This is a genomic window from Promicromonospora sp. CA-289599 (assembly GCF_050936155.1).
Classification (GTDB): domain Bacteria; phylum Actinomycetota; class Actinomycetes; order Actinomycetales; family Cellulomonadaceae; genus Promicromonospora.
In genome coordinates this window covers 4,450,229-4,472,048 of sequence record NZ_JBNJNI010000001.1, presented here as the reverse complement: position 1 = coordinate 4,472,048, position 21,820 = coordinate 4,450,229, and the positions used below count along the sequence as shown (strand labels likewise).

General features: G+C 71.3%; 19 protein-coding genes. 7 read left to right on the top strand and 12 right to left on the bottom strand.

Annotation, left to right across the window (positions count from 1 at the left end; all coding sequences use genetic code 11):
- Positions 1-295: 295 nt before the first annotated feature.
- Genes ACQEVI_RS19940 through vanX form a run of 3 tightly spaced genes read left to right on the top strand, consistent with a single transcriptional unit; the run spans position 296 to position 3,021 of the window.
- A complete protein-coding gene (locus ACQEVI_RS19940; RefSeq protein ID WP_432901981.1) occupies positions 296-1,294 on the top strand; it encodes a D-isomer specific 2-hydroxyacid dehydrogenase family protein in 999 nt (332 codons plus the stop codon).
- A gap of 48 nt (positions 1,295-1,342) precedes the next feature.
- Positions 1,343-2,380 (top strand): D-alanine--(R)-lactate ligase, encoded by a 1,038-nt coding sequence (vanA, locus tag ACQEVI_RS19935; RefSeq protein ID WP_432901979.1) that lies wholly within the window; start codon positions 1,343-1,345, stop codon positions 2,378-2,380.
- The gene (gene vanX / locus ACQEVI_RS19930) at positions 2,377-3,021 is read left to right on the top strand and encodes a D-Ala-D-Ala dipeptidase VanX (RefSeq protein WP_432901977.1); all 645 of its coding nucleotides are present in this window, start codon (positions 2,377-2,379) and stop codon (positions 3,019-3,021) included. The genes vanA and vanX overlap by 4 nt, the downstream gene beginning before the upstream one ends.
- A 74-nt stretch (positions 3,022-3,095) precedes the next feature.
- On the opposite strand, the gene ACQEVI_RS19925 is transcribed toward vanX, so the two are convergent.
- The 5 genes from ACQEVI_RS19925 to ACQEVI_RS19905 form a co-directional block, all read right to left on the bottom strand.
- The gene (locus tag ACQEVI_RS19925) at positions 3,096-3,794 is read right to left on the bottom strand and encodes a hypothetical protein (RefSeq protein ID WP_432901975.1); all 699 of its coding nucleotides are present in this window, start codon (positions 3,792-3,794) and stop codon (positions 3,096-3,098) included.
- On the bottom strand, positions 3,791-4,381 hold the full coding sequence (locus ACQEVI_RS19920; RefSeq protein WP_432901973.1) for a SigE family RNA polymerase sigma factor: 591 nt from the start codon (positions 4,379-4,381) through the stop codon (positions 3,791-3,793). The genes ACQEVI_RS19925 and ACQEVI_RS19920 overlap by 4 nt, the downstream gene beginning before the upstream one ends.
- The gene (locus ACQEVI_RS19915; RefSeq protein ID WP_432901971.1) at positions 4,378-5,481 is read right to left on the bottom strand and encodes an amidoligase family protein; all 1,104 of its coding nucleotides are present in this window, start codon (positions 5,479-5,481) and stop codon (positions 4,378-4,380) included. Before ACQEVI_RS19915 ends, ACQEVI_RS19920 begins: the two co-directional genes overlap by 4 nt.
- 4 nt (positions 5,482-5,485) lie before the next feature.
- Positions 5,486-6,031, bottom strand: coding sequence for a hypothetical protein (locus ACQEVI_RS19910; RefSeq protein WP_432901969.1), 546 nt, complete (start codon positions 6,029-6,031; stop codon positions 5,486-5,488).
- Positions 6,032-6,124: 93 nt separating this feature from the next.
- Complete coding sequence (locus ACQEVI_RS19905) at positions 6,125-6,964, bottom strand: helix-turn-helix transcriptional regulator (RefSeq protein WP_432901967.1); 840 nt, start codon at positions 6,962-6,964, stop codon at positions 6,125-6,127.
- 222 nt (positions 6,965-7,186) lie between these two features.
- Here ACQEVI_RS19905 and ACQEVI_RS19900 point away from each other — a divergent pair, with 222 nt between their 5' ends.
- Both ACQEVI_RS19900 and ACQEVI_RS19895 read left to right on the top strand, forming a co-directional pair.
- Positions 7,187-8,131, top strand: coding sequence for an SDR family oxidoreductase (locus tag ACQEVI_RS19900; protein WP_432901965.1), 945 nt, complete (start codon positions 7,187-7,189; stop codon positions 8,129-8,131).
- 71 nt (positions 8,132-8,202) lie between these two features.
- Entirely contained in the window at positions 8,203-9,561 is a 1,359-nt protein-coding gene (locus tag ACQEVI_RS19895; protein ID WP_432901963.1) for an MFS transporter, read from the top strand.
- Here the strand turns inward: ACQEVI_RS19895 and ACQEVI_RS19890 are convergent.
- Together ACQEVI_RS19890 and ACQEVI_RS19885 are read right to left on the bottom strand one after the other, a co-directional pair.
- Complete coding sequence (locus ACQEVI_RS19890) at positions 9,558-11,921, bottom strand: beta-galactosidase (RefSeq protein ID WP_432901961.1); 2,364 nt, start codon at positions 11,919-11,921, stop codon at positions 9,558-9,560. The genes ACQEVI_RS19895 and ACQEVI_RS19890 overlap by 4 nt on opposite strands.
- Before the next feature lie 47 nt (positions 11,922-11,968).
- Complete coding sequence (locus ACQEVI_RS19885; protein WP_432901959.1) at positions 11,969-13,003, bottom strand: DUF418 domain-containing protein; 1,035 nt, start codon at positions 13,001-13,003, stop codon at positions 11,969-11,971.
- Between the two features lie 145 nt (positions 13,004-13,148).
- Between ACQEVI_RS19885 and ACQEVI_RS19880 the strand changes: the two genes are divergently transcribed.
- On the top strand, positions 13,149-14,108 hold the full coding sequence (locus tag ACQEVI_RS19880) for an LLM class flavin-dependent oxidoreductase (protein WP_432901957.1): 960 nt from the start codon (positions 13,149-13,151) through the stop codon (positions 14,106-14,108).
- Positions 14,109-14,171: 63 nt separating this feature from the next.
- Here the strand turns inward: ACQEVI_RS19880 and ACQEVI_RS19875 are convergent, their stop codons facing one another.
- The 5 genes from ACQEVI_RS19875 to ACQEVI_RS19855 form a co-directional block, all read right to left on the bottom strand.
- Entirely contained in the window at positions 14,172-14,690 is a 519-nt protein-coding gene (locus ACQEVI_RS19875; protein ID WP_432901955.1) for a hypothetical protein, read from the bottom strand.
- A gap of 137 nt (positions 14,691-14,827) precedes the next feature.
- Positions 14,828-15,022: a DUF4177 domain-containing protein gene (locus ACQEVI_RS19870; RefSeq protein ID WP_432901953.1), complete on the bottom strand. Its 195-nt coding sequence runs from the start codon at positions 15,020-15,022 to the stop codon at positions 14,828-14,830.
- A gap of 192 nt (positions 15,023-15,214) precedes the next feature.
- Positions 15,215-17,329 carry a beta-galactosidase gene (locus ACQEVI_RS19865; protein WP_432901951.1) on the bottom strand — a complete coding sequence of 705 codons (2,115 nt, stop codon included), beginning with the start codon at positions 17,327-17,329 and terminating at the stop codon, positions 15,215-15,217.
- Between the two features lie 109 nt (positions 17,330-17,438).
- Complete coding sequence (locus ACQEVI_RS19860) at positions 17,439-19,544, bottom strand: right-handed parallel beta-helix repeat-containing protein (RefSeq protein ID WP_432901949.1); 2,106 nt, start codon at positions 19,542-19,544, stop codon at positions 17,439-17,441.
- Between the two features lie 132 nt (positions 19,545-19,676).
- Complete coding sequence (locus ACQEVI_RS19855; protein ID WP_432901948.1) at positions 19,677-20,453, bottom strand: FadR/GntR family transcriptional regulator; 777 nt, start codon at positions 20,451-20,453, stop codon at positions 19,677-19,679.
- 110 nt (positions 20,454-20,563) lie between these two features.
- Here ACQEVI_RS19855 and ACQEVI_RS19850 point away from each other — a divergent pair, with 110 nt between their 5' ends.
- Positions 20,564-21,733 carry a mandelate racemase/muconate lactonizing enzyme family protein gene (locus ACQEVI_RS19850; protein WP_432901946.1) on the top strand — a complete coding sequence of 390 codons (1,170 nt, stop codon included), beginning with the start codon at positions 20,564-20,566 and terminating at the stop codon, positions 21,731-21,733.
- Positions 21,734-21,820 lie beyond the last annotated feature (87 nt).

Here is a 21,820-nt window from a genome sequence, read left to right as displayed (position 1 = left end):
CTCTCGGTTCGGGGTGCCCGCCCCGGTCCGCGGCCTCGTGGAAAACACGAACGACCGCCTCGGGGCGAGGCGGTCGTGGACGTGTGTGGATGCGTCGCGGCTCGCCTATTCGGCGGGCCACCAGTCCTGGCTTGTCAGGTGCGACGTCATGGGCGGAACGCTAGCCGGACAGGGTGCGAGATGTCCACAGGTAGCCGGACGGCCGGTACCATCCGGGTATGCACAAAGCGATACGCCCCGGCCACACGACGCTCTCTTGACTGGTCGAACGAGCTCCAGCGGACCCGCACCGGCGATGACCTCCGACGTCCGGTCAGGGACGTCCGCCTCGCCCACCGTCTCGATGACGGGAATCACGGTCTACGGCTGCGGAGCAGACGAGGCAGCCCTGTTCCGGACGATGGCGCCCCGCTTCGACGTGGTGCCCACGATCATCGATGCCGCGCTGACGGAGGAGACCGCGGACCTTGCCCTCGGCAACAGCTGCGTCAGCGTCGGCCACAAGACGCAGATCACCAATCCCACGCTGCTCGCGCTGAGCAAGGTCGGGGTCGAGTACATCTCCACGCGGAGCGTCGGCTACAACCACATCGACGTGCCGTACGCGAAGAGCGTCGGGATCACGGTGGGCAACGTCGCCTACTCCCCCGACAGCGTCGCCGACTACACGCTGATGCTGATGCTGATGGCCGTGCGCCAGCTGAAGTCCGTGCTGCTCCGCGTCGAGGCCCACGACTACCGCCTGAGCGAGACGCGCGGCCGGGAGCTGCGCGACCTGACCATCGGGGTCGTCGGGACCGGGCGCATCGGCACGGCGGTCATCGACCGCCTGCGCGGCTTCGGGTGCCGCATCCTGGCCTACGACACCCGCGCCGCGACCTCGGACGACCACGTGCCCCTCGACGACCTGTTCCGCGAGAGCGACATCGTCACCCTGCACACCCCCCTGACTGCGGCGACGCACCACCTCCTCGACCGGCGGCGCATCGCGCAGCTGAAGCCCGGCGCCTACGTCATCAACACCGGCCGGGGGCCGCTCCTGCACACCGAGGCTCTGCTCGAGGCGCTGGAGAGCGGGCACCTGGGTGGTGCCGCGCTGGACGTCGTCGAGGGTGAGGAGGGGGTCTTCTACGCGGACCGCCGGCACAAGCCCCTCGACGACGGCGCGCTCGCGCGGCTGCACGGGCTGCCGAACGTCGTCATCACGCCGCACACGGCCTACTTCACGGATCACGCGCTGGCGGACACCGTCGAGAACAGCCTGATCAACTGCTTGAACCACATAGCAATCTGAACCACTCACCCTGCTCGACCGCCTGAAACTACGAGAGCGAGAAACTGCATGTCCAAGCTCAATGTCGGAATCCTGTTCGGGGGCCTCTCCGAGGAGCACCCGATCTCCGTGAAGTCCGCGCGGGAGGTCGCGAAGAGCCTCGACACCGAGAAGTACGAGCCGTTCTGGATCGGCATTACGACAAAGGGCGACTGGCGGCTCTGCGACGGTCCCGGGGAGGGCTGGGAGGACGCCGGCTCGCGTCCGGTCACGCTGTCGCCCGACCGGAGCGTCCACGGTCTGCTCGTGCTCGAGCAGGGTGCGTACGAGGCGATCCGGCTCGACGTGGTCTTCCCCGTGCTCCACGGCCAGCTGGGTGAGGACGGCGCCGTCCAGGGCCTGCTGGAGCTCGCCGGCATCCCCTACGTCGGCTGCGACGTCCAGGCCTCCGTGGTGTGCATCGACAAGTCCCTCACCTACACGGTCGTCCAGGCCGCGGGGATCCGGACGCCGGACCTCAAGATCGTCCAGGGTGACGAGGCCGTCGACGCCGACGAGCTCACCTACCCCGTCTTCGTGAAGCCCGCCCGTTCCGGCTCCTCGTTCGGTGTCAGCAAGGTCACCGGCCCGGACGAGCTGGCCGCCGCGCTGGCGGACGCTCGCCAGTACGACTCGAAGATCCTGATCGAGGGGGCCGTGGTCGGTCGCGAGGTCGGCTGCGCCGTCCTGGGCAACGACCCCGACCTGTTCACGGGTGAGGTGGACCGCGTCGACCTCTCGCACGGTTTCTTCCGGATCCACCAGGAGAAGTCGCCCGAGACCGGCTCGGAGAACTCGACCTTCATCGTCCCCGCCGACATCACGGACGAGGAGCGCACGCTCGTCCAGGAGACCGCCAAGGCCATCTACCGCGCCCTGGGATGCAAGGGCCTGGCCCGCGTCGACACGTTCCTGACCGACGACGGACAGGTGATCCTCAACGAGGTCAACACCCTGCCCGGCCTGACGTCGTACAGCCGCTACCCCCGGATGATGGCCGCGGCCGGGCTGCCGCTCTCCGAGGTGATCGACCGCCTGGTGCCGCTGGCGCTGCAGACCGCACGATGAACGGCGAGTTCGCCTTCATCGACGAGCTCGTCCCGGGCATCCGCTGGGATGCCAAGTACGCCACCTGGGACAACTTCACCGGCAGGCCGGTCGACGGCTACCTCGCGAACCGGGTGGTGGGCACCAAGGCCCTCTGCGCGGCTCTCGAGCGCGCGCAGGAGCATGCCCGGTCGCTCGGGTTCGGGCTGCTGATCTGGGACGGGTACCGGCCGCAGCGGGCCGTCGACCGCTTCCTGCAGTGGTCGCGGCAGCCGGAGGACGGCCGGACCAAGCAGCGCCACTACCCGAACATCCCCCGGGACGAGATGTTCTCGCGGGGCTATGTCGCGGCCAGGTCCGGCCACACCCGGGGCAGCACCGTCGACCTGACGCTCTTTCACCTCGACAGCGGCGAGCTCGCGAGCATGGGTGGTGACCACGACCTGATGGATCCGGTCTCGCACCACGGAGCCGCGGGCGTTCCCGACCTTGAGGCCGGGAACCGGCAGACGCTCTGCACGGTCATGGAGGAGAGCGGGTTCGACCGCTACGACAACGAGTGGTGGCACTACACCCTGCGGGACGAGCCCTTCCCCGACACCTACTTCGACTTCGAGATCTCGACGACGGTCCCGGTGTCGGCCGCCACCTCGATCGCTTAGGCGGCCCGGCCGACCGGAGGGTGCTGTCACCCCGCCGGTCGGCCGGAATCACCGCTCGCGAACCGTCGCCCGGGTCAGGGCAGCGGGAGCTCCTCGCCCCGGAGCAGCATGTCACCGGCGCGCGCCTTCGCCTCGTACGTACCGATCTGCCACAGCTCGGCGAGCTGCTGGGCGTCCTCCCACGTGACCCCGGCCTCCCGGAGGGCGTCCTGTTCCTCCGGCCCCGGGTAGGGCACGTCCTCGACGGGACCGGACGGCGCCACAGGGACGGTCTCACCGTCGAGGATCATCTGGCCGGCGCGGGCCTTGGCCGCCAGCGCGTCGACGTTCCACAGGTCACGGAGCGCCTCCAGGTCCTCCGCCGAGTACTCGGCGCCCCAGAACGCGTCGTGCTGCTCGCGCGTGTAGCCGTCGGGCATGGCGGACCACTCGACGCCCACCGCCTGCGCGACCCCGTCGACCGCTACGGCGAAGCCTGAGAAGGGGTTGGCCGCGGCGGCGGCACCCGCACCGACCACGCCGAGGGCCGACGCGATGACGCCGGTGACCGCGATCGTGCCGGCGCGCCGGGCGAACGGCGTCACGACGCCGCTCCGGCCGTCGGCCGCCTCGATCCGGGCCGCGACGCGCTGTGCGGTGGCGGCGGTGGCAGCGGCGTCGGGCTCACGAGAACGCAGGGCGGCGGCGACCAGCTCGGTGAGGTCGTCGTGCTGGTCACTGCCCCCCGGCCGGGGTCCGGGCGCCGGCGTACCGGCGGGACGGTCCTTGGTCATCGCGTCTCCAGGTGGTTCGGGTCGGTGTTCCGGAGCGTGGTCAGGGCGCGCGAGGCGTGCGAACGGACGGTGGCCGACGACGTGCCGAGCACCGTCGCGATCTCGGCGTCCGCCAGCCCTTCGTAGTACCGCAGCACGAGCACCGTGCGCTGGCGCGGCGGCAGCTGTTCCAGACGGTGCCACATGGCGTCCTCCTGGGCGAGGTGCTCCGCGTGGTCCCCTCCGGTACCCGCATGGCTGACCAGGGCGTCGTCGGCGGTGGGCCGGATCATGCGCACGTGCCAGCGCCGCCGCCACGACAGGTGCTCGTTGGTGACCATGCGCCTCAGGTACAGGTCCGGGCGATCCGTCAGGGCGATCCGCCGCCAGCGCTGGTGCGCCCGCAGCAGCACCTCCTGGACCAGGTCGGCGGCGGTGTGCTGGTCCCCGACGAGCACCGTCGCGTAGCGGACCAGGCCCGGCAGCTGCGTCCGCACCAGCTCGTCGAGGGTTCCGGCCGGGCCGCTCTCGTCGGCGCCGCGCACCGGCGCGCCTACCCGAGGGGTGGGCGCGCTCGCAGGTCCGGAGGACTCCACCCAGATCGTCATCGAGCGGCACCCCTCGACGCCAGCTCGAGCAGGGCGCCCACCGGGTCGTGCGCCGCCCCGCCGTCGGGCCCCGGGACCGGGGCGTCGTCGAGGCACCGCCGCAGCAGGCGCTCGACGAGCGCCGCCCTCGGGACGATGTCGGACGCGTCCAGCGCACCGGGCAGGACGCGCACCTCAACCGTGTCGCGGACCGGTTGCGGGGCGACGAGCTGCGTGAGGTTGACGTCGGCGTACTTCGTCAGGCCGACCCCGCGTGCGGCGGTAACCAGCTCCGCCCAGGACAGGCCGTCCCGCTCCACGAGCGGGAGCAGCTCGGCGGGCAGGGGCGCCAGCCGTCGGCACGCCCCGTTGGTGCCCAGTGCCTCCCACAGGGGTTCGCGCCAGTACCCGAACAGCCGGACCAGGTTGGCGAACGACGCCGTCCGCCGGAAGGCCGCGCCGTCGAGGTGCAGGTGGACCGCGGCCTCTGCGGGAACCGTGAACCCGAGGGCCCGCGCGGGAGCGAGCAGGTCGTCGAGATGCCGCCAGTGGCCCTCGGTGATCGGCGGGGTGACCACCTCGCAGGGTCGCTCGCGTCCGGCGGGCAGCGGCATCGCGACGGCGATGGTGGCGCCCGTCGCGTCGTTCACCCGCGCCGCCCCGCCCTTCAGCTCGACCTGGGTGCCGAACAGCTCGGCGACGGGGGCCAGGACGTCGGGCAGGGCGGCGGAGGGGTCCGTGCGCCGCTCGATCAGGCGCAGCAGGCGCGGCTCGTCGCACAGCACGCGGTACCAGCCGCGGTGGCCGCGGGTGGTCGCACCGGCGAGGTCGGACACGATGGTGATGTCGTCGACGAGCCGTCCCACCGGGGCGCCGACGCTGTCGACCACGTCGAACGCGGGCGACAGGTGCCGGAACACCCCGACGCCCGGCACCGGTGACGGCTCGCTGTCGGTATGGAACGACCGGTGCACCCGGCCGCCGCTCCGGGCCGCAAGGGCGTCCGCGAGCGCCTGCCGGTCGGAGCCGGCGGGTGCGAGCAGCTCGATCTCGAAGCCGATACGCGACGTGAGGGTGTTGATGGTCGCCTCCTGGCGAGTCGTCAGCGGTGCCGGGCGCACAGGATCAGCCCGCGGCGGGGCCGATGGGCAGCTCTTCGCCGTCCAGGATCAGCTGGCCGGCGCGGGCCTTCGTCTCGACGTGCTCGGTGTCCCACAGGTCGTTGAGCGCCTCGACGTCCTCGGACGAGTATCCGGCGTCGAAGAACGCGGCGATCGCCGCCTGCTCGTCCGCCGGGAGCTCGGGGGTGGTGTGCGTGCCGGGCTCGAACGGGAGCGCCTCGCCGTCCAGGAGCATCTGGCCGGCGCGGGACTTGGTCTCGGTCTCCCCGAGCGACCAGAGGTCCTGCAGCTCGGCGAGGTCCTCGCCGCTGTACTCGGCGGCCCAGAAGGCCTCGTACTGCGCCTGGGTGTAGCCGGCGGGCATGTCGGACCAGTCGACGCCGGCGGCGTGCACGGCGGTGCCGACCGCCTGGCCGAAGGCCGAGGCCGGGTTGGCCGTGGCGACCATCCCGGCGCCGCCGAGGCACAGGCCGGTGGCCGCTACGCCGATCGCGGTGAGGCGGAGGGTCTTGGAGCGGGCGGTGCGGGGCGTGCTGGGGGTGCTGGTCACGTGGACCTCCAGTTGTGGGGATGTGCGTACCCCCTTAAGACGCCGCCCGCGGCCGAGATGTGGAGTCCGGATCGCCACCGGTTCGGGTGGGGTTCAGCTCAGCGTCTGTGCGCCGATGACGGCCAGGACCTGCAGCTTCTCGTAGCTCTCGGTGCCGGGGACTGCGGTGTAGACCATCAGGGCGTGGGCCTGGTCCGGGTCGACCAGCCGCTGACAGTTGAGCTCCAGGGCGCCGACCTCGGGGTGGACGAAGTGCTTGACCTCGTGCGGACGGATCCCGATCTCGTGCTCGTCCCACACCTGCCGGAACTCCTCGCTGCTGTTCAGGAGCAGGTCGGCCAGGTAGGCGGCACGGGAGTCGGGGCCGCGGAGGGTGACGAGACCGCGCAGCCCGGCGGTGTACATCCGGGTCAGGAACGCGTGCTCCTCCGGGGCGTAGCGGTCCCGTGCGGTGGGGTCCGTGAACCACCGGTAGCCCGTGCTGCGGGCCGGCCCGGTGAACCGGGTCGTGTCGCCGGTCAGGGCGACGCCCATCGGCGTCTGCCGCAGGGTCTCGCCCAGCTCGGTGACGATCTCGGCGGGCGTGTCCTCCAGCCGGTCGAGGATGCGCAGCAGCCCGGGGCTGATGTGCTCGCTGGAGCTGCCCCGGGGCGGCGGGTTGTGCCCGGCCAGGCGGAACAGGTGGTCGCGCTCGTCGATCGACAGGTGCAGGCCCTGCGCGATCGAGGCGAGCATCTGCTGCGACGGCTGGGGTCCGCGCTCGCGCTCCAGGCGCGAGTAGTAGTCGGCCGACATGTTGCACAGCGTGGCGACCTCCTCGCGTCGTAGCCCGCTGGTCCGGCGGCGCTGCCCGCGCGGCATGCCGACGTCCTCCGGCTGCAGTGCCTCACGGCGATGGCGCAGGAAGCTCGCCAGCCCGGTGCGATCGATCATGACGCTCCCCTTCTTCTTGAAGTACTACGTCGTTTGTATCCCGTGCGGAGCGTGGTAGCCACGGCCCGGCGATCCCCCTCTACCGCCCGGCCCACCCCCTGCCGAGCAGAGCCGTGACCTCGCGAGCCTGTGATCGGGAGGCCCTGGATAGGTCTGTGTCGTCCGCCAAGGATCAGTGCCATGGCCGACGAACGGCCCGCGACGATGCCAAGGAGCAGAGCGATGCCACGCACACCGATCGACATCACCATCCCTGACCTGACCGGCAAGCGTGTGCTGGTCACCGGAGCCAGCGACGGCATGGGCCTGGGCATGGCCGGCCGCCTGGCCGCCGCGGGTGCCGAGGTCATCATGCCCGTGCGCAACCAGGCCAAGGGCGAGGCCGCGATCGCCAGGATCAACCGGGCCGCCCCCGGGGCGAAGGTCTCGCTGCGCAGCCTCGACCTCGCCTCGCTGGAGTCCGTCGCGGCCCTGGGCGACACCCTTGGCGCGGAGGGAGAGCCGATCCATCTGCTGATCAACAACGCGGGTGTGATGCGCCCGCCGCAGCGGCTGACCACGGTCGACGGGTTCGAGGTGCAGCTCGGCACCAACCACCTGGGCCACTTCGCCCTCGTCGCCCACCTGCTGCCCCTGCTGCGAGCGGGGCGGGCACGGGTGACCTCCCAGGTCAGCGTCGCCTCGGCCAGCGGCGCCATCAACTGGGCCGACCTGAACTGGGAGCGTTCGTACGACGTCATGCGCGCCTACCGCCAGTCCAAGATCGCGGTCGGACTGTTCGGCCTGGAGCTGGAGCGCCGCAGCAGGGCCAACGACTGGGGTATCACGAGCAACCTCTCGCACCCCGGTGTCGCGCCCACCAGCCTGCTGGCCGCCCGCCCCGAGCTGGGCCGCGGCGAGGACACCCCGCACATCCGGCGGATCCGCTGGCTCTCCGAGCACGGCATCCTGCTGGGCACCGCCGAGACCGCCGGTATGCCCGCGCTCATGGCAGCGACCGACCCGGCTGCCAAGCCCGGCGCCCTGTACGGGCCCAGCGGCCCCGGCACCCTCGGCGGCGCGCCGGCCGAGCAGCGGATGCACCGGCCGCTGCGCAGCCTCACCGACGCCGCCCGTGTCTGGCAGGTCTCCGAGGAGCTGACCAAGGCCTCCTTCGTGACCACCTGACCGCGCGGCCGAGATCCAACCGCACGGCCGAGATCCACGAGTCCCGACAGCCGAGTCCCAGGAGCAGCCCTGTGAGTTCTTCCACCACGCCCGCCGTCCGACGCCGAAACCCCTGGTGGGTGGTCATCGGCGCAGGCACGGCCAACGCCGTCGGCCCCCCGATGTACCTGGCCACCACCGGCCTCTTCGTCCTGCCGATCGTCGAGGACACCGGGTTCAGCCGCACGACCGTCACCGGCGCGTACTCGGTCGCGGCCGTCGGCATGGTCATCGGCCTGGTTCTCGTCAGCCGGCTCGTGGACCGGTACGCCGCCCGGTACGTCCTCGTGCCGAGCTTCGTGCTGTTCGCCGCCTCGATGGCCGCCATCGGCCTGGTCCCGCCCGTCGAGGCCGTCTACTTCGTCCCGTGCTTCTTCGTCGGGTTCTTCGGGGGCGGCACCGCGATCCCCGCGACCCGGGTCGTCGTGAGCTGGTTCGACAACAACCGCGCGCTGGCCGTCGGCATCGTCACGGGCATCATCGGCCTCGGCGCCGCGCTGGGCCCGGTGCTGGCCGGAGCGCTCATCGAGAGCGTCGGCTGGCGGCAGACCTACGGCTACATGGCGCTGATCGCCGGCCTCGTGTCCGTCACGATGGTCACCCTGTTCGTCCGGGGGCGCGCCGAGCGGCACGTGCGCGGGCGACTCGTCCAGGAGACGCACGTCGGAGACCGCGACGTCAGCCTGGAGCTCCCCGGCCTGACCTTCGGCCAGGCGCTGCGCACCCGCCAGTTCTGGGGCATCGCGCTCGGCCTGGGCATGGTCGGCGTCGTGATCATCGGGCTCCAGGTCCATCTCGTACCGATGATGACCGACCGCGGACTGAGCAACGGTCAGGCGGGCCAGCTGCTCGTCGTCTTCGGCCTGGCGTCGCTCGTGGGCCGCGTCGTCGGCGGCATCGTCATCGACCGGGTCCACGGCTCGGTCGTCGGACCGATCGTCATCCTCGCCCCCATCGCCGGGATGTTCTTCCTCGAGCCGCCCTTCTCCACCGCCGCCCTCGCGGTCGCGTTCATCGGCATCGCGTTCGGCATCGAGGGTGACCTGCTCGCCCTGCTCATCACCCGGTACCTCGGCATGCGCAACTTCGGCCAGATCATCGGCCCGGTCCAGGCCATGTTCATCCTCGGCAGCGCCGTCGGGCCGCTGCTCCTCGGGCTGGGCTACGACCAGCTCGGCTCCTACGACCCGGTCATCCCGGTCCTGATGGGCGTGCTCGTGGTCGGCGCGATCCTCGTCGGGACGCTGGGCCGCTACGTCTACCCGGCGGTGGACGGCTTCGACCGGCTCGCCGCACGCGACGAGCTCGCCGCCGCGGAGGTGCTGAGCGGTATCGCCGGGACCGACGAGGTCCCCGTCCGCCCGAGCCTCCCTGTTGAGGTCAAGCACTAGTCACGTGCGGCCGTCCACGTGATGCGCTCGGTGACGACGATCGAGTCGAGCGCCGCGAGCTGCCCGTCGGTCTCGCGCCGCCTCGCCTCGGCCGCCGCCGGCAGCCAGGCGGGGTTGTCCGGATGCAGCGGGAGCACGACGAGGCGTAGCTCGGCCGGCAGGCGGCCGAGCGTCCCGAGGTCGAGGCGCCACGGTGTGCCGTCCCAGAACCGGTCGGCGACGACCGTCCCGCCGACCTCGAGCAGCGCCACGTCGCCCGCCCACTCCACGTCGATCACCGCGTCGATGACGGCGTCGACGCCCCCTTCCGCGGTCCACGACGGCAGCTCGACGGTCCAGACGGCGCCCGTCCGGCGCACGAGGTCGTGGCTCGGGGCCGCGCCGCGCGTGCGCGTGCCGCCGTAGCTCGCGGGCGCCTCGCCGGCTGGGCGTTCCACGACGACGGCGCACGCACCCGAGCGCGGCTCGGCGCCGGGGCCGGCGAGCCGCACGAACTGGCCCGACGCCGGTTCCCAGCGCTCGACCGCGCCCGCCGTCGTGCCGGTCGTCCGCGCGGTGAGCGACCCGTCCGCCGCGGTCCAGAGGTCGTCGTCCGCGACCAGCAGCGTGCGGCGGCCGCCGCGGTCGAGCACCCAGGTCCTGGCCGCCCGGTCCGGTCCGAGGACGAGGACGTCGAGCGCCGTCCCGGCGGTGCGCACCTCCAGCAGCGCGCAGTCGTCCGCCGTGACCGCCCAGGCCCCGTCGGCGAGAGCGACCGCTCCGGTCCGTGCGACGACGTCCACCTCGGGATCGGTGAACGCGAGCGCCGGGTCGATGCCTCGGTCCGCGCGGAGCACGAGGGTCACCCGGTCTGCGCCGTCGGCACCGCGAACGCCGTCGAGGACCGTGACCGCCGACGCCGTCGCCCACTCGATCTCGGGTGCGCCCGCGAGGCGCAGCGCCACGGGCCAGCGCGCCATCGTGCCCGCGGGGATCGTCACCGGCGCGGCGGGGAGCTCGACGACCCGGTCGGTGAGCTCGACGGCGAACCGGGTCGGCTCGGCGTCCCGCATCTCGACGTACGGCTGGTGCTGCCCGATCACCACGAACCCGCTGGTGCCGTCGCTGCGCAGCGCCCACCGCAGCGTGCTCGTGTCGTCCAGGCCAGCGGGCTGCGTCTCCGGCATCGACGCCGACATCGTCGCCACGCGGTCACCGAACGCGGTGAGGAACGCGTGCTGGTCGCGCAGCAGGTCGAACGACGGCGACCTCGAACCGGCCGCACCGATCGGCGCGTGGAAGTCGTAGTCGAACACCGGGAGGTCGTTGGGGTATCCGGTGGCGAGCGATTCCTGCAGGTCCGGGCCGCGCCAGACGTTGCTGCCGCCGGCGTACATGTAGTAGCCCTGCCAGACCGAGCCGTTGCCGATCTTGGTGTGGGCGATCGCCGCGACGTCCGCGGGCCGCAGCACGGGCCGTCGGTGGTAGGACGCCGCCATGCCACCCCCGAGCTCGCAGGTCGCCGCCGGGCCGCGGTGCTCGGACGTCGTCGTCGGCGGCAGCGTGCCGGCGTCCGCACGCTGGTCGGAGCCGATGCCGGGGTCGTCCCAGACGTGCCCGAAGAAGTAGTGCGCCCGGAAGCTGGCGTCCCACGGGTGGTCGGACGGCACCCAGAACCCGTCGCCGTACCCGCCGTAGAGCGGGAGCACCTCGTCCGGCAGCTCGGCTCCGCCCCAGGCGGTCGCGGTCCAGATCGACGCCTCGATCCCGGCCTCGCGGGCCAGACCGATCAGGGTCCTGATGTGCCCGGGCTGGTCGTAGAGCTCGTTCTCGATCTGCACCGCGACGACGGGCCCGCCCGGCCGGACGCGACCCGCCAGGTGAGCACCGAGCGCGCCGAACCACTCACGGACGACGTCGAGATAGCCGGGGTCGTCGGTGCGGTGCCGGACGTCGAGCTCCTGCACCCAGTCGGGCAGGCCGCCGTTGCGGACCTCGCCGTGGGCCCAGGGGCCGATGCGCAGGACGACGTCCAGCCCCGCGGCCTGCGCCGTGTCGATGAACGCGGCGACGTCGAGACCGCCGTCGAACGACACCTCGCCCCGCTCGGCCTCGTGATGGATCCAGATGACGTAGGTCGAGACCGCCGTCACGCCGCCCGCGCGCATGAGCCGGAGCCTGCGGTCCCAGTCGGAGCGGGGTACCCGGGAGAAGTGGAGCTCGCCGGAGACGGGGATCACCGGGCGGCCGTCCCTGCTGAGGTACCTCGGCCCGGCGACCAGGCGCCCGTCAGTGGCGGTGATCGCCCCGGACGGCGCGAGCGGCGCGGTCCACGCCTGGAACCGGCTCCGTGCGACGCCTGCGGTGGCGGCCAGGTGCATACCGTTTCTCTCCTTCGAGCGGATGGGTACAGATCAGCATGCTCACCCTAGGAGTGCACCATGCCCGATGAGCGGAACGCCGCGGGCCGCAGCCAGGTGACGCTGCGCCACAGCCACTCGACGGGACCGTAGACGAAGTGCTCGAGCCAGAGGCGGCTCAGCACGGACTGCACGGCGATCACCACGAGCGAGAGCACGACGACAGGCGCCACGCTGGTCAGCTGGCCGAAGTCCCACAGCTGCGCGACCAGAGCCATCACGACCGCGGCCCCGACGTAGTTCGTCAGCGCCATCCGGCCCAGCGGCTCGAACACCGCGGCGACCACCCGCCGCGCGGGCGTGTGCCACAGCAGCGCCAGGCCCGTCACGTACAGCACGGCCATGACCAGGCCCGCGATACCGCCCGGGTTCGTGAACCGCGGGTCGCCGGGAGCGGCCGTCACCTGCCACACCAGGGCGGGCACGGTCAGCACTGCGGCGACGGCGAACGCGATGGCGACCGTCTTGCGCGACGTCTCCAGGACGCGCGGCAGACCGAAGGCCGCAGCACCCGCGCCGAGCAGGACGAGACCGGGCGTGGCGACAAGGCCACCGCCGAACATCGCGTAGGCCACGCCCGTGAGCGCGACGCCGGCCCCGAGGGTCACCCAGCGCGGCGCGAGGTAGACGACGGGCAACATCAGCAGGCCGACGACTGCGTACTCCAGGAGCACGTTGCCGGGGTAGACCAGCATGAGGAGCCCGCCGATGGCCGCGAGCCCGAGCAGCCGGCGGACCAGCACCAGGCCTGGGCGTGGGGACCGGGCGCGGGCGCCGTCGAGCACTATCCAGAGGCTCATGCCGAACAGGAAGACGAAGATCGGCACGAACCGGGTCTGGACGGTGAGGTACAGCGCGTCCTTCACCGGGTCCGGGACGATGGCACCGCCCGCCAAGATGCGGTCCATCCCGGGGCTGATGATGTCGATCGCGTTGACCAGCAGGATCCCAAGGACGGCGAACCCGCGCAGCGAGTCGATGAAGTGCCAGCGCTGCCGCGTTGCTACCTGCGGAGCCGCTGCGAGTGCAGTGGTTGTGCTCATGGCTCCCATCCAAGCGGCCTGATTCCCGCCGGTCGTCAACCCACGGGCCCACCTTCGGCGGTCACGGACTGGGGGTGAACCCTGACCCTCGCCGTGCCTGTCGATGGGCTTTGTCCACATACAAGCGTTCTGATAGGCATCAGCCATGACTTCGACAGCGAGCATCGGTGTGATGCTGCCGCGTGACCTGCCCGCGCACCAGGTACTGGACTACGCCCGAGCGGCCGAGCGCATCGGGTTCGACGAGCTGTGGGTCGTGGAGGACCTCGGCTTCCGTGGCGGCCTCTCGCAGGCCGCGGCGGTGCTCGCCAGCACCGAGCGCATCGCCGTCGGCATCGGGATCCTGCCCGCGGCGTCGCGCAACATCGCTTTCGCGGCGATGGAGATCGCGACGCTGGCTCAGCTCTTCCCCGGGAGGGCGGTGGTCGGGATCGGGCACGGCATGCCCGGCTGGATGCGCCAGGCCGGGTGCTGGCCGGAGCGGCCGCTGACGTTCCTGAGCGAGTACACGGAAGGGCTGCGTGCGCTCCTCGCTGGAGACACCCTGGACGGCACGGTCGCGGGTGCTCGTCTCGAGGGCGTCCGGCTGGAGCCGTCGTCGTTGCCCGAGACCGTGCCGCCGCTCGTGCTCGGCGTCCGTGGACCGCGGTCGCTCGCGACGTCTGGCCAGGTGGCGGACGGGACGGTCCTGGCGGAGCCGGTCACACCCGAGTACGTGGTCGCGGCACGTGAGCAGATCGCGGCCCAGGGCGCGCACCGGGTCGTCGCGTACAACATCGCCGCCGTCGATCCGGACCCGGACGTGGCTGTCGCCACAGCGCGGCCGGGCCTCGAGTGGATCGGGGAACCGGACTGGGCGCCGCACCTTGCTCCGCTGCCGTTCGCGGCGGAGTTCGCCGCGCTGCGTGCCGGCTGCGCCACGCGTCAGGAGTTCGTCGAGCGACTGCCCGCGCCGTGGGTGCAGCAGCTCGCGCTCGCCGGCTCCCCTGACCAGGTCCGTGCGCGGATCGACGACCTGGCCGCGGCGGGAGTGACGTCGAACGTGCTCATACCTGCCGGTCCCGACCCGCTCGCTGCGCTGGAACAGCTCGCGGCAGTCCTGTGAACGTCGGCGCTCCTCCGGCTCGTTGACCGCCCGTCATCGGGGCTGGTCCTGCCCACACATCGGTCAGGTGCCGGCGCCGCTGTCGAGCAACCAGTGGTAGCGCATCCTGAGGGCACGCTCGGTCGCACCGACCGCGGCCGCGACGCCGAGCGAGATGTTGAGCCACAGCGGAAGGTTCACCGGCGACTCGAAGGTGCCGATCGCCTCCGCGACCGGCGGGATCTGCGAGATCGGTTCGGCGAGCTGCAGCAGATTCACTCCGACGCCGATGAGCAGCACGAGGACCGACACGGCACCGATCAGACGGCTGGCCCCGGGGTGCTCCCGCGCGAAGCGCATTCGGCGCCCCTCGGCCGACGCCGGGTCAGGTACGAGCCGATGCTCGCTGCCGTCGTCGGCGACGAACGCGCAGCGGCGCATACCCGCCTCGCTCGTCCGGACCTCGATGACGCCGCCCTCGACGGGAAAGCGCGCCGGCACGCGCGACTCCGCGTCGAGCCGGCCGTCACGGTAGAGCCGCGCCATCACCTCGCCCGTGTTGAGGTCACCGCCGTGCATGACCTCGACGCTGTGCACGACCATCCGCCCACCGGCCGGCAGGGAGATGGAGAGTACCGAACGCCTCAGCAGGTGCCACCAGCGGAAAGGTCGCAGGGGACGCCCGTCGCCGGGCTTCACTCGTCGCGAGAGGCGTCGATCGTTCCAGCTGGTCATCGTCGTCACCCGCCCACGGGTCGCTTGATCAGCACGGCGATCTCGAGTGACTGGCCGGCGCCGACGCTGGGAACGATGGTCTGCACCACCTCCCAACCATCACGGCCGTAGCCGTTGAGGTCCTCTTCGATCTGCTGGTAGTCGAACCCCTTCCAGGCGAGCTTGTAGGTGAGGATCTTGTTCTCCCAGGCTGTCGTCATGCCGGAACTCCCTTCTGCCGTACCCACCCCGGGACCCGGCGACACCGAGCGACCAGTACCCGAGGTCGGTCCGACCAGTCTTCGCGGAGCCCGGCACGTAGCCCAGTGACCTGCCGTCACCGGCACCCAGGAGGTTCGTCGTCCCGACCCGTGACATGTGTCATGCCGGGACCCCGACGGGCGCTCTCGCTCCTACTCCAGAAGGACGCGGACGTCCCACGGCCCCAGCTCGACCAGCGCGTCGGCCTCCAGGGACTCGGTGGAGAGGAGATCCGTGACGGCGGTCGGCAGCCGCACCGAGCAGGCCTCCCACGACCAGTTGTGCAGGACTCGCAGCCGACGACCTGCGGCCGTCGTCGCCGAGGTCGCCGTGACGGAACCGGTCGTCAGAGAGCTCCAGACGTCCCTGTCAGCCGGCACCGCCCAGGCCACCAGCGCGGCCGACAGCTCGGCGTTGGGCACGGTACCGACGACGGTGACGCGTCCCAGCCCCGCCTCAGCGGTGGTGATCGCCGGGTACCGGCCGAACGCGGGGTGCTGATATCGGGCGAGGATCTGCACGGAGTCGTCCGAGACCTGCAGGTAGTCGACCCACGCCGCGCCGGCGGCCGCGTCGGGCGGCTCCAGCGCGCCGTCGGAATCCGCCACGCGCACCGGTGTCGCCAGGTTGCTGAACTCCTGGTAGCTGACGCCGGCGGAGGCGGCGAGCCGCGCCGGCTTGACCTCTGTGCGCGCCCGGGCCTCGGTGTCCGCATATCCGGTGCGCGGTCCGAGCACCAGGTGCCCGCCCGCCTCGGCGTAGTCGCGCAACCAGTCGAGCAGCGCGTCGCCGGCCACGTAGAGCGCCGGCACCAGCAGGACGGGCAGCTCGGCGGCGACCTCGGCAGGTTCGCGGAGCCAGGTGCCGTCGCCCTGTTCGACCAGCTGGACGTCGTGGACGATGCGCACCGGCACACCGGCCTCGAACGCTCCCCGGTAGAAGGCGTGCACTATCCGCTGGTAGCTGCCGGGGTCCGCGGAGCCGTCGTCCCGGGCGAGCGCGGGCTGGCCCGCGAGGCCCCACATCGACTCGTTGGACCACAGCAGCCCCACGGTGGCGTCCGGGACGAGCCCGCTCAGGTGATCCTCGGCGGACTTGATCTCCGCACCCAGCGCGGCCAGCTGCTCGTACACCCGCCCGGGCCGCTGATCGTGCGGGAGGATGCCGACCCAGTACGTCTCGGTACCGAAGTGCAGCGTGTGCCAGTGCCAGTACTCGATCATTCGTGCGCCCCGGACGATCATCGCCCAGGCGGCCTGCCGCCACTGACCGTCGAACGCGGGCGCGTTCATGGCCGGGCCGCCGATGGCCCCGGCATTCGTCTCGGTGACCAGGAACCGCGCCTGCTTCGAGGAGTACATCCGGTCCGCGCTGTGGAATATCGCCCAGGTCCCGCTCGTGGTCCAGCCCAGCGGGAGCTGTTCTGCGGCGGGGAGAGCGAGTCCGTCCTGCATCGCGTAGTAGGGATTGCCCGCGGTCACGTCCAGCGCGGCCGTCAGCTCCGGATCCTGCACTCCTGGCCTGTCGTAGGCGATGCAGGTGGTCACGAACTTCTCGGCGCCGACGATCTCCCGGACGATCCCGGCCTGCCAGCCGATGAACTCGGTGACCAGCCGGGCCTGGAACTTTCGCCAGGCGAGGTCGTACTGCGGTTGGGCGTTGTTGTCCGGTCGCCAGAGGTCCGCCCAGGTGGTGAGCCGGTGCGACCAGTAGACGAGTCCCCACTCCCGGTTCAGGGTCTCCACGTCGCCGTAGGTGCGGCGCAGGTCGTCGACGAAAGCCTGGAACACACCCTCGTTGTGCAGCAGCTCGAGACCGGGTTCGTTGTCCACCTGGAACCCGACGACCGCGGGATGGTCGTGGTAGCGCCCGACGACTGCGCGGATCACGCGCTCGGCGTGGAAGCGGTAGGCGGCGTGCGTCAGGTCCATCTCCTGACGTGCCCCCCAGCCGATGCGCTCTCCGGTGCGTCGCTCTCCGGCGATCTCGGGGTACTTGCGCGTCAACCACGGGGGTACCGCGTAGGTGGGCGTACCCAGCACGACGGCGATCCCTCGCGAGTGCGCGCCGTCCAGGACGGGCTGCATCCAGTCGAGGTCGAACACCCCGTCCTCGGGCTCCCAGGTGGCCCACGTGGACTCGCCCACCCGGATCACGGTGAACCCGGCTTCCTGCATGAGGTCGAGGTCCTGGTCGAGCCGGGGAGAGGGCTGGTACTCGTGGTAGTACGCGGCACCGAAGAGCACGCGGTCGTCAATGTCTGTCAAGGCAACGAGGTCCTCATCTGGAGGGGTAGGTAGGACGGGCGACGGCGCCCCCGCGCCAGGGATGTCGCGGGGGCGGGGGCGCCGTCGCCGGCAGTGCGAACAGCTGCCGTTACGGGGTCTCGGTCGCGGCGGCGGTCTCGCACCGCGGGTCGATACCGCCGAGGTTGGCGTTGAGCTCCGTGCGGTACTCGGGGGCGACGCCCGCCGCGCAGATGACCTCCCACGCGGCGCTGGGCCAGTTGTTCCCGCTGACCTGCACGTTGTCGATCAGCCGGTTGTTGCGCTCTTCGGCGTTCGGGATCTGGGCACCGCCGGAGTTGTACCAGTTCTCCTGCAGCGTGTTGTCGTTCGTACCGTTGCCGGCGCTGTACGCGTTGGTGAAGACCCACGGGTTCGAGCCGCTCAGGACGTTGTGCCGCGAGAGGATGTAGCGGCTGCCCTCGTCCAGATAGATGCCGACGCCGGAGACGTTGTACATGTAGTTGTTCTCGATCACCGTCCCCGGGCTCGCCGACAGGTTGTAGATGTTGCCGGAGTCGGCGAAGTCGGGCTTGATGTCGCGCACGAGGTTGCCCGCGATCAGGTTGTCCTTGAGCGTCGTCGGCGTCTGGTAGAGCGGGTTGTGCTTGTAGTACCCGCGGCGGACGTACTCCTGGGAGCCGCCGGCGTCGTTGATCCCCCAGCCGAAACCGGTGTCGATCGCGTACGGGAGGTTCGCGACCTCGTTGTTGACGATCTGCGCCCTGGTCACGTAGGTGCTGAGGATGCCGGAGTTGTCCTGGTACTCCACGGCGACGTGGCTGATGGTGTTGTTCTCGATGCGGATGTCCTGGTTCGTCATCCGGGGGTCGCTGGGGTGATGCGCGTCCGCCCGGAGCCCGCCCACGAACAGGGCGTGGCCACCGACATGGGTGAACACGTTGCCGGTCACGTCGATGTTGCTGGCGCCGAGCCCGATCCCGGTGAGCGTCGCGTTGTCGTCGTTGCCGATGCCGAGGCCCGACGACCCGAGGTTACGGAAGGTGTTCCGCTCGAACGTGATGTGGTCGGCGGCGGACACCTGCACGGCGGAAGGCTCCTGGAACCAGGTGTTGCGCGTCCGCTCGTACGCCTCGCAGCCACGGCTGCAGCTGGTGAAGGCGTCGGCGGGGCGGTAGTCGTACTCGCCCTTGAGGTAGCCCCCGTTCTGCTGGCTGACGTAACCCTCGTTCGAGGAAGGGCCGAGCCAGGACGTCCCGGTGAAGGTGAGACCGCTGAACTCCAGGTTGGAGACGGGGGCGTCATAGGTGCCGCCGACGCTGACGAGGGTCTCCACCCGCGGGAGCTCGACGTCGAGGTCCCGCGGGTCCACGCCGTCCGCGGGCTTGTAGTAGAGCTTCCCCGCGTCGGGGTCGACATACCACTCCCCCGCCTCGTCCAGGAAGCCGAGCGAGTTCGCCAGGAACCACTTCGACTCGGCGAGCAGCGAGTACTGCACCGTGTCCCAGCCCCACGTGTTGTTGTCCCAGGCGGGCTGGGTCATGGTGATCGTGCTGCCCTCGATGCTCTGCACCGGGGAGTAGCGGTCGGTGAAGTCGCCGAGCGACTCGAACTCGATCCGGTCTTGGTCCGGCAGGTCCGCCAGGTAGGCGAGCTCGGGGTTGTCGATCGTCATCCCCGTCGGGGTGAGCGTCAGGTCGGTCAGCTCCAGGCTGGTCGAGGCCCGCGGCGCGGCGACGCCGTCGACATAGAGCTGCCGGGTCTCGAGACCGACCGGCGTGTCCGCGACGTAGATGTTCGCGGCCTCGTCGTACTGCTCCCAGCCCGTGAGCTGGGTCGAACCCGTGATCTCGGGGTGCGCGCCCTCAGCAGCCGTCCAGCGCACGGTGTGCCCGCGCCGGCCGCCGTCCTGCGTACGGAACTCGAGCGGGCGGTCGATGCGGTAGGTGCCGTCGGCGAGCACGACGGTGACATCGCCCTTCCCCTTGGCCGCCGCGTGTCGCACGACGCCCTGCACGTGCTCCAGCGAGCACGGGTGCTTCTCCTGGCACCGCCCGTGGTCGCGACCGTCGGGTGACGCGTAGTAGACGGTGTCCTTCTGCGGTGGTGCCGCCTGGGCGATCGATGTACCCAGACCGCTCAGGAGCAGGGCTGCCGCGCCGACAGATCCGGCGGCCGCCCGCCACCGGCCCTTCCTTCGAACAGAGACTTCTCGCGTGCGTGACATCAGTGTCATGGCTGTTCGCTTCCGTGATGTTGAGCAGGGCAGCTTTACCCCGAGGGTCTACGGAATCATACGTATGACGTATGCGCAAGGGTTGCCGCAGCAGAGATCGGCGCCGGCACAGCGCCGGTGCAGCGGGCTTGCCTACTTGGCGCTCTTCGTCCCTCGATGGTCAGCCGGCCGCCGTCGCGTCCAGGCGTCCACGATGTGCCCGAGCATGGTCGAAGCCGCCTCGTCGGCCGACCCGGCCGCGATGGCGGCAAAGACCCGCTCGTGCTCCTGGAGGGTCTGCTCGTGGAAGGCCGCGGGCACGTCGACGGAGTACCGGCTGCTCTCCCGCGCCCGCTCGAACAGCGACCGCGCGATGCTCTCCGCCAGGCGGTTGCGCGACATCGCCATCACGGTCTCGTGGAAGGCGACGTCGGCCGCCAGAAAGCGCGGGACGTCGTCGAGGGACGCCCGCATCTCCTCCAGGGTCGCGCGCAGCGCCTCCAGCTCGGTGTGCGACCGCGTGGCCGCCGTCTCCCGCGCCATCACCGACTCCAGCTGCGCCCTGACCACCGTGATCTCGTCGAGAACACCCAGCGAACGATCGTGGGCGATCAGCGCCTCGAGCACCACCCGGTCGAGCATGTTCCAGGACCTGGTGGGCTGGACGACCGTGCCGCGGCCCTGGCCCACGGTCACGAGGCCCTTTTCCTCGAGCTTCTTGATCGACTCGCGCAGGACGGTCCGGCTGACGCCGAACTGCTGGCCGAGCGGCTGCTCGGGCGGGAGGGTGTCCCCGGGCTCCAGCCGACCGGACACGATCAGGTCCACGAGCGCCTCGACCACCACGACCCCCAGCCGCTTGGCCGGCGCGCGCAGGGGCAGTGAGAGCGCTCCGGTGATCTGGTTGTCAGCGCCATCACGTTCCGTCATGCGTGAACTATAGCGAAGAGACCAAGCCAGCAGACGTGTGATGTATGCTGTTTAAGGCGCCATGGGGGCGCCGCTACCCGATGACGGGCCCGCGCCGAAGGACAGCAACTATGAAGATCACTGGCTTCCGCACGCTCACGACCGTGCAGGACTGGGGGCGCCCGGTGGGGGACGTCAACGGTTTCATCGACGACGGGATCACCGACGTCCCCCTGGTCGTGATCGAGACCGACGGTGGGCTGGAGGGTGTCGGCGTGGGCTCCCACGCGGACCTGGACCGCCTCTTCCCCGCACTCGAGGGCCAGGACCCGCGGGCGACCGCCACCCTTCACGACCGCATGCTGGCGCACGTCTTCAAGAGCGGGCACGCGGGCGCCACCTTCGGCGGCGTCGGGGCGTTCGACATGGCGCTGTGGGACCTGAAGGCCAAGATGGCCGAGGAGCCGCTCTGGCGCACGCTCGGTGCCGCCGACCGCTTCGTCCCCGCCTATGCCTCGGCCCTCGAGGTCGCCGTGCCGGACGAGGACCTCGGGTCGCTGCTCCAGGGCTGGGTCGACCGGGGCTTCACCAGCGTCAAGATCAAGGGCGGCCTCGACCTCGACCGGGACGCCGCGCGGCTCCGCCTGGTCCGGGACCTGTTCCGGCAGAACACGCCGCGACCGGCACTCATGCTCGACGCGAACGAGTCGTGGAGCCGCAAGCAGGCCGTCCGTCACATCAGCGAGCTGGAGCGCGAGTTCGACCTCACGTGGGTCGAGGAGCCGCTGCGCCGCTGGGACGCCGAAGGGATGGCGATGCTGACGCGCTCGGTCCGCGCGGCCGTCGCGACCGGTGAGAACCTGACGGGCCTCGAGCAGCTGCGGCCCCTGCTGGACGCCGGCGCGGTCGATATCGTGCAGGTGGGCAGCATGTGGGGCGTGACGCACTTCCTCCGCGTCGCGGTCGTGGCCCACGCGCACGACCTGCCCGTCAGCCCCGTCGGCTCGCTCGCCAGCCCGGTGTGGCACGCGGCCGCTGCCGTCCCCAACCACCTGGCGCTCGAGCTGCAGAGCCTGACCGACCCCGTGGGCCTGCACACCGACCACGAGGTGGCGGACGGCGGCGTCGTCCTCGGCGACGAGCCGGGCAACGGCCTCTCGGTCGACGAGCAGGCCATCACCGAGGTGCGCGGCCGTGCGGGATGGTCCCGGGCGGCCGGGCCGCACGTCCGCCCGGCACGCGCCGGTCTGCGGCTCGTCACGGAGGAGGCGTCGAGCCGCCTGTCGTCCGAGGGCCGCTGATCCCGGCAGGTGAGCCCGGAAAGGCCCCCGGATGCCGGATGGTGCGAGGTGCACCATCCGGCATCCGGGGGCCTTCGTCATCCCCGC